The sequence below is a fragment of the Microcoleus sp. AT8-B5 genome, assembly GCF_036705565.1.
GTDB lineage: Bacteria > Cyanobacteriota > Cyanobacteriia > Cyanobacteriales > Microcoleaceae > Microcoleus.
Window position 1 is genome coordinate 1 of record NZ_JAUBUY010000086.1, and the last position, 13,763, is coordinate 13,763.

A 13,763-nucleotide genomic window follows, 5' to 3' on the forward strand; every position below is an offset into this window, starting at 1 on the left:
ATGCGTGATGGTTATTGTGGGATGGGCGTCCCGCCCGCCCTTTCTGGACGGGCGGGACGCCCATCCCACAATAACAATTAAAATTGTAAGTTATTTAATTGGCGATCCTTAATATCATGTCCGATAGATTGACCATAATATCCGGGCAGGGCGGGTTTTTGAGATTGTTAATTATTGGCAGATATTGTTGGTGAACCCGCCCCTACCTGATACCATTTCTCTAAAATCGTGCAACACTCTTCGACCCCCCCTAGCCCCCCCGCTGCATTGCGGGGGGAACAAGAATACTGTTGCATTCTTTTTTAAAATTGGTATGATTTGGCGTAATCGACCGGACATGATATAATTCTTACTTCTTTTATATAGCATTACTCGGAAATCTCTGCTTCAAGACAGGCATTACCGGACAAGGTTTTTGCTCCTGTAAATTCTCTGGTTTGTTCCACGTAAAAGGCCCTTTTTTCTCCGCCGCCATCCACAACAAACTTTTTGCTCGCGTCATCGCCACATACAGCAGTCGAAACTCTTCTGCTGTTTTCAAATAACCTGCTTGTTCCCACGCTTCGCCTAGATTTGGTAAAGGATATTTTCCGTGCAAACTTGCTCGAATTTGTGCTCTCGCTACCTCTGCTAAAGTGAAATCTCCTAAAAATCGGGTTTGCGGCAAAACCCGCAAATTTCCGGGGATGGTTTGTTCGTGCAGAAACGGCAAAAATACGCAATCCCAATCCAATCCTTTAGCTTTGTGCATGGTAATAATTGTTAGTTGACCTTTGCTGGTATAACGTTCTTCTATTTTGTCGTCTGCATCCACAGGTTCAAATCTTTCGGAACTGACAATTTCGCTAAGTACGCCCAAAATATTCCGCATTGAATTGTTGCCGGCTGTTTGGATTGCTACTCGTTCTGCTAATTTGTCGGCGGTGGCTAATTCTGTTTGGTCGTATTGCAGCGCTAAGGCTAAGAAGGAAATGATTTGGTAGGGCGGCAGTTCTAAGCTAGCTTGCAGCAAACCGCAGCAAAAATAGCGGCATTTGCGAACGGGATCTGACTGCTGGGGGTCTAGGGGGCCTGGGTAAAGGAATTGTTCGGGGCTGGTAGCAAAAGCATTGTAGTCTTGTTTGGGGATGAGTTGTCGATCGCTCAAAATCTTTAAGGCTGCTTTCAGGTAGTCTGGAGAGTGCGGGCGATCGAGAAATTGCAGCAGTGTTAAGATTTCCCAAGGTACTTGAGAATGTCTGTCGCGTTCTCCCACATCCTCAATTTTAATCCCGTATTTACGCAAATCAAAGCTTAATCCGTGTTTTTGAGGATTTTCTAGCACTTCTTTGATAAACTTACCTTGTTTATTTTCCCGCACCAAAATAGCCATCGATTTCAGATTTTCTAAGGGCAATTTTGCACTATTTTCCCCATCGCTCGCTTCACCGCCTGATTCGATATTTTTGCCATTTATTCCAAATTCAAACTCTGCTGGTAAAAATTCTTCTACTAACTCAATTACCCGCTTACCAATCAACTCAACTGTATGGTAAATATCGCGCGGAGTATGCAATTCTAAGCCTCGACCAATCGGAGCCGGATTTGCATTTTGCTGCGGGTCATCGCTGGGTACTGGCTTAATAGTTTGGTCGCGAAAAGGCTTTTCATTTTTCGCTAATTCCGAACCATTTACCCATTGCAACATAAAGTTAGCGGCCTCGATAATTACTTGGGTGCTGCGACCGGCACCGTCCATTGTCGCTAACTTATTCTCTACTTCGCACTCATCACAAAATTGGTTAAAATAAATCGGATCGGCGGGAGTGAAAGTAGAATTAATCGCTTGATTTGGATCGCCAACTCTGATAAAATTGGGAGGTGATTTAGCAGGCTCTGGATCGCTCGCCAATGTTTTCAAAAGCCGAGTTTGCAAAGGTGTAGAATCTTGGGCTTCGTCCTCAAAAACGGCAAATACTTGCTTTTGCTCGATCGCCCTCGCCTTCGGATTTTCCAACACCCGCAAAGCTGCTAAAATCATCTCGTCATAATCGATGAATTCCCGACTCCTCAACAAAGCCTGATATTTTTGATATAAACCCCCAGCTACTGCTAAAATTTCATAACCATCCCCAGTATCAAGAGCGCTCATTTCTAACAACTGTTCGGGAAACAAACCAGAAGATTTTGCCTCGTGAATCACAGTTTTAGCTACCTGCGGCAAAATTTCCGTCCGCAAAACCGATTGTCGCCGCAGCCTCTCCGTTTCCTCTCCGTCGAATTGCTGTCCTTCCAACAAAACTTGATATCTGCGGGGATTTTCCGCAATCCAAAGTTCTACACAGGTGCGAATTAATCGGTGACTTTGAGTGGGAGTAACTAAGGTTGAATTTTCTAAATTTAAACCCGACAAATCAGGATGGCGCATCGCAATATTCAAAGCTAAACCGTGCAAAGTGTGCACAGCAAAACCGCCTTGAGATAAAGACAATTCTGTCAATCTTTCCCGAATTTTAGCTTTAATATTAGCAGCAGCCGATCGCGTAAATGTGACGACAATTAACTGGCGGCGGCTGTGAAGCCCGTTGCGGGCGATCGCAATTGCCGACGCAGCAGCCATTCCCGTAGACTTCCCGGCCCCCGGAACCGCCGAAACAGCAAGGGGACCGCCTTGCCAATCCGCCATGTCTTGCTGCCCCGCACGCAAGCTTTCGCGAATTTTAAGGCAAGCTTGTTCTCGCAAAACTGCCGCAGAGTCTAACCCAGAGGAAATGTTGCCAGGGCGATCGATATTGGTTGTCGATCGCATAAAATCAGAATCAAATTCATCAGTCATTATTACATCCGCGTTTATCTGCGTTCATCTGCGGTTAAAAATAAAAAAATCTGCAACCTCTACCGTTTCCATTTCGGTATCGGCTAAACTAACGCTATCTATTCGAGCTTAAATTAAAACCAGCATAAAATTCAATACCCAAGCCTTTTTTAGAGGAGTCACCCAAATGAAAACTCACCTCAAAATCAATTCCCCGCCCCACAAGCCAAACCCAAACCCAGCCAACAACAGCACAACTCGTTTTGCTGTTGCGGTATTCTTAACTTTATCTTCCACAATTGCTTTGCCTAGCTGCGGAGGAGCTCAAACGTCCAGCAGCGCTCCAGGCGGCGCAGGTTCATCCAGCATCCGTGAAAACCAAGTGGCCGAATCGGCTCCACAATCGGCACCAGCACCCGATCCAGCAGCCCAAAGGTCACAAACTTCTGGTGCATCAAAAAAAGCAGCAGAAACGACCGCAACCCGTCCCCAACTGATTAAAAAAGCCCAACTCAGTGTAGTTGTCAAATCTATTGACGCCAGCACTAAATCTGTTACTAATATTGTCGAAAAACAGCAAGGCGATATCTTGGGTTTCCAAAATCAGAAGCCGCCGGATTCGAGTGTCCGCCAAACCGCGTCTGTGGAGATTCGGGTGCCTCAAGAACGTTTAGAAACTACTTTAAATGCTTTGGCAAAACTCGGAACTGTAGAGAACCGTTCTCTGACGGCTGAGGATGTTACCACTCAATTAGTTGACAGCGAGGCTAGACTGCGGAATCTCCGCAAATCCGAGGAAATGGTGTTAAAAATTATGGAGCGATCGGGTTCTGTCGGCGATGTACTCAAAGCTTCTCAAGAGTTGAGCAACATTCGGGAGTCGATCGAACGCATTGACGCTCAGTTAAAAAGTTTGCGAAATCAAGTAGCCTATTCAACTATTAGCTTAACTCTAGAAGCAGCAGTATCGGCTCAACAAACTCAGGAACCTTCTCTAGGTTTGCGGGCGCAGGAAACTTGGGGGAAAGCGACTCATTCTGTGGGTGAATTGACGCTCGGTTTGTTTGCTTTGGGTATTTGGCTGTTGGCTTACAGTCCTTATTTGCTGTTAATTGGGGCTGCGGTTTACGGCTTTAATCGATTTAAGAAACAGCATTCTGTTCCGCAAATTCAAGAACCGAAACCGCCTCAGTAGTCAGTAGTCATTAGTCATTAGTCATTAGTCATTCCACCCACATAAAATTTATGTATTGGGGAACAGCCGAAGAAACCGTTCTTAAAACCAACGACAACTGACAACCGTCAACTGACAACCATCAACAGTCAACAGTCAACTCACTAATCATCAATTTGCCATCCATCTTTGGTATAGTCTTCATCCACAATCTTTTTGGGACGCATCACCAGAACAACTCGCCCCAAAATAGGAATATCCGGGGATTGTTCAAACCAGTACAATTCTAAATTGCCAGCGTTATCTGCGAGGAAATAACTGTCAGCATCCCACTGTCTTTGAGCTCGATCGGCAATAATCAAAACTTCTTCAACTTTGCCTTGCAGCGGTACCGGCAATTTATCGCTCATTCCCAAAACCGCCACCGGATCTTCAGCGTTCAAAATTACCTGCCATCCGGGAATCGCCACCCAAGCTCCTGCTCCAGAAAATTTTACCATTCGGAACGGCTCGATTTCCTCCGGCAAAGGCACTGCCAGCAAATCTGTCGTAGAAAGCGGCAATTTGCCGACAACCGGGACAACGCGCGGCAATTGTTCTTCGGTATCCAGCCGGTAGACGGGCAAGCGGGGCGCTTCCCGTCTCGCAACTACGGTAAAATCGACGAGCAACTGCTCGATTTGCGCCCTAGCGGTTTGGCTGCTAGCTAATTTTAAACCGCGAGCAATTAAGCGCGATCGCTCTTGCAAATCGCTTTTCTGTCTCGCCAATTGCCAGCATTGGTAAGCCATAGCATCGCCGGGAGTGTCTGTGAACCCTTGGGGGAGACTCCCGAAGTGCGAAAACTCCTTGATCGCTTTAGCAACTTGGCGAGCATCGTCAACATCCAAGTTGTGGGTTAGCATCAAAGCAGCCGCCCCGGCACGCTCTACTTGAGAGAGAATCCGAAACTCGTATAAGATATCGCTACCTTTGCCCAAAAAGTGCGATCGAACTTCCTCTGAAGCCCCAGCATTGACCATGCTGGTGTAAACTTGGGCTGCGACGCTTACTTGATTTTGCTGAATTGGCTCAAAACCAGTTTCTTCAAAAATCCTTTGAGAGTTGTAGCCAGCTTTTAGCAGTGCTGTGCAGGCCTGTCCCCACTCTACCCAAGTGCCTTCTTTGCGGCGGAGCGATCGAATTAACTTTTCAGCATCCACAGCATTTGTGGAGGATGCAGATGCAGGAGGGGAGGAATCTTGCGGTGTATCAGTCATAATTGAATCAAAAACTCAGGCTAAGTTATGTGTAATTGGATACCGGCAAGGCTCGTGTCGCGGCAGAGCGATAGATTAATAGTAAGTGAGTTATGAGACTATTGTTACCGGAAAACGAGAGGAAAGCCCCCGACTTCAGGCGTGGGGATGAACTCGGCAGCGGAGGCGGCTACCTACAGTCTTAGAAAAATCCTGGTTGATTTCTAAAAGCATGATATGATTATATCATGCTAACAGTAACTCACGAGTACAAACTACGTCCAACCAAATCTCAAGTTCAAATATTTGAGATTTGGTTGTCTGTTTGTCGTCAGGTTTATAACTATGCCTTGCGAGAACGGAAAGATTGGGTGAATTCTCGTAAGTCTTCTGTTAATGCTTGTTCGATAGTTGGTGAGTATATTATCTCACCGGATACTCCTAGACCAACCTATGCTAGTCAGTGCAAAGGTTTGGCAGAAGCTAAGAAGCATTGTCCCGAATTAAAGACCCCTCATTCGCAAGTATTGCAGCAAACTTTAAAGGTTTTAGAGTCGGCATTTGTGGCAATGTGGGATAGAGGGCATGGGTTTCCTCGCTTCAAAAAACGGATGCGATCGTTTGTTTTCCCGGCTGTTAAGGATGCAGCAGTGGAGAATGGAAAGGTTAATCTGCCTAAGATTGGGTGGGTAAGGATGAAAATGTCTAGACCCACACCAGAGGGTTTTATACTCAAGCAAATTAGAGTAGTTAAAAGGGCATCAGGATATTTTGTCATGCTGACCTACCAGTTAGCAGTCAACCTGCCCGCTCGCCCACCGTCAGGACATCCATTAGGGGTAGATATTGGGCTTGACAAATACCTCGCAACTTCAGATGGAGAATTAGTCAACAGACCGAGATTTTTTCAGGCACTTCACCGCGAGTTGAAATCACTGCAGCGAAGATTAAAGCATCAAAGAAAAGGGTCTAAGAATTGGCTTGCTCTCCAGAAAAAGATTGCTAGAATTCATCAAAAAATCAGTGATACCAGAAAGGATTGGCACTATAAATTAGCTCATAGGTTATGTGACCAAGCAGGAATGATATTCATTGAGGATATCAATTTTAAGGCTTGGGCAAAGGGGATGTTCGGTAAACATAGTCTCGATGCAGCCTATGGTCAATTCTTCTCGATTCTGTCTCATGTGTGTTGGAAGCGCGGGGTGTATTTTGCTCGTGTTGATAAAAACTATACGAGTCAAATTTGCCCCCAATGTGGAACCCATACTGGTAAGAAAACCTTGGATGTCAGAATCCATAGTTGTCATTCGTGCGGGTACACCACTCATCGCGATACAGCAGCAGCACAAGTAATTAGAGACAGAGGTATTCTTGCGGTCGGGCAGCCCGTGAGTAAAACTGCTTCTGGAGGCGTTCTATCGGGGATCGATAGTAATATCGGTCTAGAGTCGAGCCTTTGAGAGAAGAATCCCCCGCATTCTATGCGTGGGGAGTGTCAAAGAATAGTTGCTCGCCTAAATGTACAAAGGGGAGTTTATCGTATTGTTATGGATAATGCCATTTCAGAGCTAGATCAAATTAAACGCCAGCTCATGACCCTACACAGACCGAAAAAGCCCAAAATGCTGGTAGTAGACGACGAACCAGACAATCTGGATTTACTCTACCGCACTTTCCGACGAGATTTTAACGTTCTCAAAGCTGAGAGCGGAATTCGCGCCTTGGAAGTCCTCGGCATCGAAGGCGAGGTCGCCGTAATCATTTCCGACCAGCGGATGCCCGAAATGAAGGGAACGGAGTTTTTGAGCAAAACCGTGCCCCAGTTTCCGAATACGGTCAGAATTATCTTGACTGGTTTTACGGACATTGAAGACTTGGTGGATGCGATTAACTCAGGACAGGTTTATAAGTATATCACCAAGCCTTGGGACCCGAACGAACTGAAAATGGTGGTGCAAAAGGCAGCCGAGACTTATGAAATTCTCAAGCAGCGGACTGAGGAATTGGATCGCGCTCAAAATCAAATACAACTGTTAGCAACAATCATGCAAACGGCTGTGGATTATCCGAGTTTGGAAGCAAGTTTAGATCCAATTGCTACTGCTATAAGTGATAATTTTTTGGCGGACTTTTGCATTTTGCAACTGGTGGAAGGAAATGTTTTAATCCCAGTCCAAGGCTGTCACACCACGGGTTCAACTGTGGAAAATTGGCTGGCGGATGACCCTCTGGTTCGAGAAGCAATTACCTCTCAAACTATTCAGGGTGTTGTGAATATTGGACTCGACACCAACCTAGCGAGTCTGCCGCACTATCAGAAATCCGGCATTCAAGCTCACCTGAGCATCCCGGTTAGTCACAAAGGTCGATCGATCGCCCTAATTTCCATGCAGTGGAAACAACCTTGTTCCCTGCGCCCCGACGAACTCACAACCGTTCACCTCGCCGCTCAAGAAGTTGCTTTGGTATTGACGAGTTTTCAGGGTCATTAGTCATCAGTCAATCGATTTTAGATTTTAGATTTTAGATTTTAGATTTTAGATTTACTTGCAGCGCAGTGAATCTTGGAGCTTGAACAAAAGTCTAAAATTTTTGAATTTCCACGACGATTGTCGGGAGCTTGTACCTGTTTTTGGGCGGATCGTCAGTCATTAGTTGTCAGTCATTAGTTATTAGTCGGCTCTCTGTCTTGAGTTTAAAATAAGAGCCAACGAAGGATTCAAGACAAAATCTCGCGGATAGCTAACAAATAAAAAAGCATTAATGACTGGCGACAGCATGACATGAATGCACGAATTAATTATTTTTTCCTGCTGATAAATCACCAATGACCAATGATTAATGGCTAATGACTAATGACCAATGACTAACAACTAATAACTAATGACTAATAACGCAGAAAAAATTAAAACTATATTTAATCGAATTGCACCTGTTTACAACCAATTGAACGACTGGTTGAGCTTTGGGCAACACCGGATTTGGAAGCAAATGGCGGTGAAATGGAGCAGTGCGGGTCCCGGAAATACTTGTTTAGACTTGTGCTGCGGTAGCGGGGATCTAGCTTTGTTGCTGGCCAAACAAGCAGGGCCGACTGGTTGCGTATTTGGAGTAGATTTTTCCGCCGAACAATTGGCCGTGGCTGCTAGGCGAGATCGACCTTTTCTCACCCCTGCTAGTCCCATTTCCTGGGTAGAAGCTGACGCCCTAGACTTGCCTTTTGCTGACAATTACTTCGACTGCGCCACAATGGGTTACGGGCTGCGTAACGTGACTGACATCCCCCGCAGTCTTCAGGAATTGCACCGCGTGCTCAAACCCGGTGCCAAAGCAGCTATTCTCGACCTCCACCGCCCCAGCAATTCCCTAATGCGGAGCTTTCAGCAGTTTTATCTAGACACTCTTGTAGTGCCCATTGCTCAGCAATTTGGCATGACTCAAGAATATGCCTACATTAATCCTAGTTTAGAAAAATTCCCGATCGGCCAGCAACAAGTCGCGATCGCCAACAAAGCCGGATTTGCCGCCGCCACCCACTACCCCATTGCTGGAGCTATGATGGGAGTATTGGTATTAGTCAAAGCAATTGAAAATTAAAAGTGGTTGCAGTTTCGGTCGATCGAATACCCCAGATCAAAATTTTAGACCAAGGTTCAACCCCCCAGATTCATCTGTGGAGTAAATCTAAAATCTAAAATCTAAAATCTAAAATCTTATGAATCCGTCTGACATTTGGCTGTTGTTGGCCCCACCTGTAGTGGGAGGAATTATTGGCTATTTCACTAACGATATAGCTATCAAAATGCTGTTCCGTCCCTATCGAGCTATTTACATCAAAGGGCGGAAGTTGCCTTTCACTCCAGGCTTGATCCCCCGCAACCAAGAGCGTTTAGCAAAGCGAATTTCCGACACAATCATGGGTTCGCTGCTGACGCCACAGGAACTGCAAAACTTGGCGCGCCGCCTCCTGCAAACCGAGCGGATGCAGTCGGTGATTCTCTGGTTGTTACAGTTGGCGCTGGATCAGGTAAAAGCAGACGCAGAGCAAAAAACGGCTAAAATTCTCGCTAACATTCTGCGAGATTTGCTGGGGGAATCTGTGCCGCGAATTCTCAAAGTTTTGGCGCGCCGGGAAGATTTTTTAGAAGCTCAGCTTAATCAAATTTTTGACCAAGTTTTGCTGGAGATTCAGCTAACGGAAGCTCAGGCTGCTCAGCTTGCTGAGTGGTTGTTGCAGGTAGTAATACCCCCGGAAGTGCTGCGGCAGGCTTTAATTGACTTTTTGACGGATCGCAATATTTCGATCATCGATGAAGGGTTTCGAGAAAAAACCAGCGGCACTTATTGGGTAGTAGCAAATTTGTTTGGTTTGCGGAACACTTTAACTCGGCTGCGGACTTTTTGTCTGGATGACAGAGAAGCGACAAATCAGCGCTTAGCAGAGTTAACTATTTCTTTGGGAATTCGCGGGCGAATTCAGGAATGGCTGCAAAATTTGTCGATGCAAAATTTACCGGTTTCGACTGTGAGACAGTTGCGAAAAACTATGCGCGACAGTGTTCGCAGCTACGTTCAGCAGCGGGGTACAGATGTACTTGAGGGGTTGAGTAAATCTATTGACTGGGAAAATATTTCGCGGTTGATTCTCAATCGCTTGCAAACTTCAGCGGTGATGAGCGCTTCCCTGGGAATTGTCAGCAAAGAACTGGCTTTGGTTTTAGAGCGCTATCTAGAGCGGGATTTAGAAAATATTGTAGCTCAGGCTATCCCAATTTTGAATATTGACCAGGTGATTGTCGATCGAGTCAAAGGTACTTCTCCTGAAGAGTTGGAGTTAGCAATTCAGGGAATTGTCAAAAGCGAGTTGCAGGGAATTGTAAATTTAGGAGGCATTTTGGGTGTTTTTATTGGCTGTTTGCAAACAGTTGTGCTTTTGCTTCAGCGGTGATTTGTTTCGGCAGTTGTGAGATATTTGTTGTAGTCTAATATTCGCTTGACTTGCGCCCACATGACCAAAAACCTGGTTTTGCGACCGTATTGGCGACCTCAGCCAGAGGATTTCTGGTAGAAACCGGGTTTTTGTGGCCCAATCCTAATTTACTTATTTTCTAAATCTATGCCAGCTCCAAATTCGGACGATCGCACAAACATCCCAAAAAACCCGCGCAACCTCAGCCGCCAACAATACGAGCGTTTAACCGCAGAAATGGCCACTCCCTACCGGCCTCTGCGACAGTTTGTCTATGTAGCTTGTGGCGCTTCGGGCTTTATCGGCGGCTTGGTTTTCCTCGCTAAAATTGCCTCTGGCCGCGAAATTGGCTCTGCTTTGCCCAATTTTGCCCTCCAAGTCGGAGTGGTGGCCCTGATGGTGTTCCTGTTTCGCTGGGAGCAGCGGGCCGAGGGCCGCTCCCCGAAGTCCAAGTAACAAAAATGTACAAATCGAGACAAAAATTTATCTTAGGCAAGAAAAAGTTATAAATATAAAGAAATTATTATGAAATCGTGGTTTTCCAGCGATCCCTGTAATTATAAGAATGTGGGTTCAATTGGGGTCAGCAAATTTAAAGGCCCTAATCATAAACCGCTTGTAACTCGTTCAATTGGGGTCAGCTTTCATAAAGACCCTAAATATATAAAATAAATTTAAGCCCAGCGCCAGCCTTCACTGATAGAAGAGCTGGCGTTAGGCATTTTGCTAGGATCGAGAGATAGAGCGAGAGAATCAGTAGGGTTTGCATCCCCCACACAGAGGCCCGTAGCAGCGTCCTGAACAGAGTTTTTTGCCTAGCATCCGGTATCGGTAATACCAGTTCCCAAAAATCATGCAACTCTAGGCCCATACTCGAAACCACGACGATCAGTCATTCGCAGTTCTAAAATCTAAAATCTAAAATCTAAAATCTAAAATGGTATAAGTGTTGGGGCGATCGAATAATGTGGCATTTCCCGAATACCTGAGCCTGTACAGTAACTAATAAGATGTGTCAAAGTCGAAGTAGAAAAAGATGTTGGGAGATTTGAGTATGGGTCGAGCATTTTTCAAAAAGCGGTGGACGTTATTTTTAGCAGCAGGCGCGGGAATTGTATTTTACAGTAATGCTGCTGTGGCTGCCGAAAAGGTAGTGCTCAAATACAGTGCGATCCGAATGACTTTACCAGTCAGCGAATTAGAAATTTTTGTAGAAACTGGAAAAATGTCGCCCGGCTTAGAAATGCTGCTGGGAAAAGCAAAAAAAGACCCGGAATCCGTTCGCAACAGTCTGACGAGACCGGTGAAAGTCAGTCAAAGCTTTTTGGATCGGACGCTTAACAGCAAGGTTGGGGAAATAATTCTCGATGAGGTGGGTGAGGTAATTCGCACTCCTTCTGGGAATGCAAATCGAGAAGCTTTGAGATCTGCCTTGGTGCTGTCTGCAACTAATGATAACGAGATTACACTGCTGGAAGCGATGAAAAATTATCCTACTCCAGAAGTTTATGTTGAGGGCGATCGTTTAGTTGAAGCTTACGGCAAACTTGTAGCTTTGTCAGAACAATTGGGCGGCGTGTCAGAACGGCTGCAAGACGTTTTGAACAAGATTCGTCTGCCTAGATTGTAGTGGATTTGGTCGAGGACGGTTGATTGCTTTGATCGATCGCAGAATGTTGCTGAACCTGCATCAATAACAGGAAAGTTACATTTTTTTTGTGCAAAATTTGCCTACTTTTTACACCACTACAAAAAAATCTAACTCCAGGCAAGCTCCAAACCAGACGGGAATCAGTCATTCTTAATTCTAAAATCAAAAATCAAAAATTAGATAACTTCGCTGTCTAATCTAGATCGGGATAGATGTTCGACAGTTTACGAAAAGTTAAGCGAGAAGTACCCGTGTTTTTATTGAATAAAGTATTTAAAACACAAAATGCAGGCGAGAGCTTGTGTATCGCTCATAAACTGAAATACGATCTACTGGACATTGCAGATTCTCTATCTTAAAATAGATAAATTCTGTCATACTCAGGCGCTTGCGGAAAAACGGCTGGTCATTACTAAGCTTGTTATACAAAAGATGCCATTACACAAGGTATTAGCAAACAATATGGAGCTAGAAAAATAAATAAGAAACGCTGATACCGCCTTCATTAACACTTCCATTTGATTAACTTTACTTACTGGGTAAGACTAGCAACATGAACAACACTCCTATTCGTTCAAAAGACCGTTTTTTGGTTTTCGGCGCCCCGGCGATCGAAGATGCCGAAATTCAAGAAGTGGTGTCAACCATGAAAACAGGTTGGCTGGGTACAGGCCCTAAAGTTATGAGTTTTGAAAATGACTTCAAAGCTTACAAGGGTTCCCAGTACGCGATTTCAGTCAATTCCTGTACGGCGGCACTGCACTTGAGCATCCTCGCTGCTTCGTTAGAACCGGGGGATGAAGTCATTACTACTCCGATGACTTTTTGCGCTACAGTTAATGCGATCATCCACGCAGGGGCAACGCCGGTACTGGCGGATGTAGATCCGGTGACAATGAATATTGACCCGGCTCAAGTCGAAGCTAAAATAACTTCAAAAACTAAAGCAATTTTGCCAGTTCACTTCGCAGGTCGTCCCTGCGATATGGATGCGCTTTGCGAGATTGCTAGCCGTCACAACTTGAAGTTAATTGAAGATTGTGCTCACGCGATCGAAACAGAGTACAAGGGGCGGAAAGCAGGCACATTTGGCGACTTCGGATGCTTCAGCTTTTATGTCACCAAAAACATTACGACAGGCGAAGGAGGAATGATTATCGTCAGCAGTCAAGAATACGCCGACAGGCTCAAAATTTTAGCGCTGCACGGTATGAGCAAAGATGCTTGGAAGCGCTTCGGAGACTCGGGTTACAAGCACTACCAAGTGGTGGAGGTCGGTTTTAAATACAATATGATGGATCTGCAAGCTGCGATCGGCATTCATCAAATGAAACGAGTTGCTCCTTATTGGCAGCGGCGGGAGCAGATTTGGCAGCGCTACAACGAAGCATTTGCGGATTTGCCGATTACTTTGCCAGCGAAGCCCGAACCGGATACCATTCATGCTTATCACCTGTACACCATTCTGGTAGATGAAGCCAAAACAGGAATCAGCCGCGACGAGTTTCTCAACGCTATGAATGCTGAAAATATCGGTGTCGGCGTACATTACATGAGTATGCCAGAACATCCTATCTATCAAGAAATGTTTGGATGGCAGCCGGAAGACTATCCCAATGCTAGCTACATCGGACTGCATACAATTAGCTTGCCGATTTCGGCAAAATTAACAGATGCAGATGTGGAAGATGTAATTGCTGCTGTTAAAAAATGTTTGGCGATCGGCAAAACTAAAAATCGAGCTTTGGCAACAGCAGGCTAAAGTCCTGAAATAGCTTGTCATTAAAACATCCTAGCTGTTTTTTAAGAAAAGCAGCTAGGATGTTTTTTTCGATATTTTTTCTCCACAACGCCCTTTACCAAGAAATTGGGTCTAAAGCCCCGTCATAAGCTTGACGGCTTTAATTAATTATCAACTTTTGTTAAGTGTTTTC

The 13,763-nt window shown here is 45.2% G+C and carries 10 protein-coding genes; 8 read left to right on the forward strand and 2 right to left on the reverse strand.

The window, feature by feature from the left end:
* Positions 1 to 358: 358 nt before the first annotated feature.
* Positions 359 to 2,815, reverse strand: coding sequence for an ATP-dependent helicase (locus QUB39_RS29465; RefSeq protein WP_333205270.1), 2,457 nt, complete (start codon positions 2,813 to 2,815; stop codon positions 359 to 361).
* A gap of 166 nt (positions 2,816 to 2,981) precedes the next feature.
* Between QUB39_RS29465 and QUB39_RS29470 the strand changes: the two genes are divergently transcribed.
* On the forward strand, positions 2,982 to 3,989 hold the full coding sequence (locus QUB39_RS29470) for a DUF4349 domain-containing protein (protein ID WP_333057727.1): 1,008 nt from the start codon (positions 2,982 to 2,984) through the stop codon (positions 3,987 to 3,989).
* Positions 3,990 to 4,132: 143 nt separating this feature from the next.
* On the opposite strand, the gene QUB39_RS29475 is transcribed toward QUB39_RS29470, so the two are convergent.
* Positions 4,133 to 5,227: a RuBisCO accumulation factor 1 gene (locus tag QUB39_RS29475; protein WP_333057726.1), complete on the reverse strand. Its 1,095-nt coding sequence runs from the start codon at positions 5,225 to 5,227 to the stop codon at positions 4,133 to 4,135.
* A gap of 227 nt (positions 5,228 to 5,454) precedes the next feature.
* On the opposite strand from QUB39_RS29475, the gene QUB39_RS29480 reads away from it, so the two are divergent.
* The 7 genes from QUB39_RS29480 to QUB39_RS29510 all read left to right on the forward strand — a co-directional run bounded on the left by QUB39_RS29480 (position 5,455) and on the right by QUB39_RS29510 (position 13,591).
* Positions 5,455 to 6,669 carry a transposase gene (locus tag QUB39_RS29480; protein ID WP_333057725.1) on the forward strand — a complete coding sequence of 405 codons (1,215 nt, stop codon included), beginning with the start codon at positions 5,455 to 5,457 and terminating at the stop codon, positions 6,667 to 6,669.
* An 87-nt stretch (positions 6,670 to 6,756) separates the two neighbouring features.
* Entirely contained in the window at positions 6,757 to 7,701 is a 945-nt protein-coding gene (locus tag QUB39_RS29485) for a response regulator (RefSeq protein WP_333057724.1), read from the forward strand.
* 391 nt (positions 7,702 to 8,092) lie between these two features.
* On the forward strand, positions 8,093 to 8,806 hold the full coding sequence (gene ubiE, locus QUB39_RS29490; protein WP_333057723.1) for a bifunctional demethylmenaquinone methyltransferase/2-methoxy-6-polyprenyl-1,4-benzoquinol methylase UbiE: 714 nt from the start codon (positions 8,093 to 8,095) through the stop codon (positions 8,804 to 8,806).
* Positions 8,807 to 8,924: 118 nt separating this feature from the next.
* Positions 8,925 to 10,157: a DUF445 family protein gene (locus tag QUB39_RS29495; protein WP_333057721.1), complete on the forward strand. Its 1,233-nt coding sequence runs from the start codon at positions 8,925 to 8,927 to the stop codon at positions 10,155 to 10,157.
* Between the two features lie 168 nt (positions 10,158 to 10,325).
* A complete protein-coding gene (locus tag QUB39_RS29500) occupies positions 10,326 to 10,634 on the forward strand; it encodes a DUF3493 domain-containing protein (protein ID WP_333057719.1) in 309 nt (102 codons plus the stop codon).
* A gap of 598 nt (positions 10,635 to 11,232) precedes the next feature.
* Complete coding sequence (locus QUB39_RS29505) at positions 11,233 to 11,808, forward strand: alpha/beta hydrolase (RefSeq protein ID WP_333057718.1); 576 nt, start codon at positions 11,233 to 11,235, stop codon at positions 11,806 to 11,808.
* A 574-nt stretch (positions 11,809 to 12,382) separates the two neighbouring features.
* A complete protein-coding gene (locus tag QUB39_RS29510; RefSeq protein WP_333208444.1) occupies positions 12,383 to 13,591 on the forward strand; it encodes a DegT/DnrJ/EryC1/StrS family aminotransferase in 1,209 nt (402 codons plus the stop codon).
* Positions 13,592 to 13,763: the final 172 nt, after the last annotated feature.

Excerpts from the sequence above, each read along its gene's own strand:
- QUB39_RS29465 (WP_333205270.1), bottom strand. The coding sequence starts at position 2,815 with ATGACTGATGAATTTGATTCTGATTTTATGCGATCGACAACCAATATC.
- QUB39_RS29470 (WP_333057727.1), top strand. The coding sequence starts at position 2,982 with ATGAAAACTCACCTCAAAATCAATTCCCCGCCCCACAAGCCAAACCCA.
- QUB39_RS29475 (WP_333057726.1), bottom strand. The coding sequence starts at position 5,227 with ATGACTGATACACCGCAAGATTCCTCCCCTCCTGCATCTGCATCCTCC.
- QUB39_RS29480 (WP_333057725.1), top strand. The coding sequence starts at position 5,455 with ATGCTAACAGTAACTCACGAGTACAAACTACGTCCAACCAAATCTCAA.
- QUB39_RS29485 (WP_333057724.1), top strand. The coding sequence starts at position 6,757 with ATGGATAATGCCATTTCAGAGCTAGATCAAATTAAACGCCAGCTCATG.
- ubiE (WP_333057723.1), top strand. The coding sequence starts at position 8,093 with ATGACTAATAACGCAGAAAAAATTAAAACTATATTTAATCGAATTGCA.
- QUB39_RS29495 (WP_333057721.1), top strand. The coding sequence starts at position 8,925 with ATGAATCCGTCTGACATTTGGCTGTTGTTGGCCCCACCTGTAGTGGGA.
- QUB39_RS29500 (WP_333057719.1), top strand. The coding sequence starts at position 10,326 with ATGCCAGCTCCAAATTCGGACGATCGCACAAACATCCCAAAAAACCCG.
- QUB39_RS29505 (WP_333057718.1), top strand. The coding sequence starts at position 11,233 with ATGGGTCGAGCATTTTTCAAAAAGCGGTGGACGTTATTTTTAGCAGCA.
- QUB39_RS29510 (WP_333208444.1), top strand. The coding sequence starts at position 12,383 with ATGAACAACACTCCTATTCGTTCAAAAGACCGTTTTTTGGTTTTCGGC.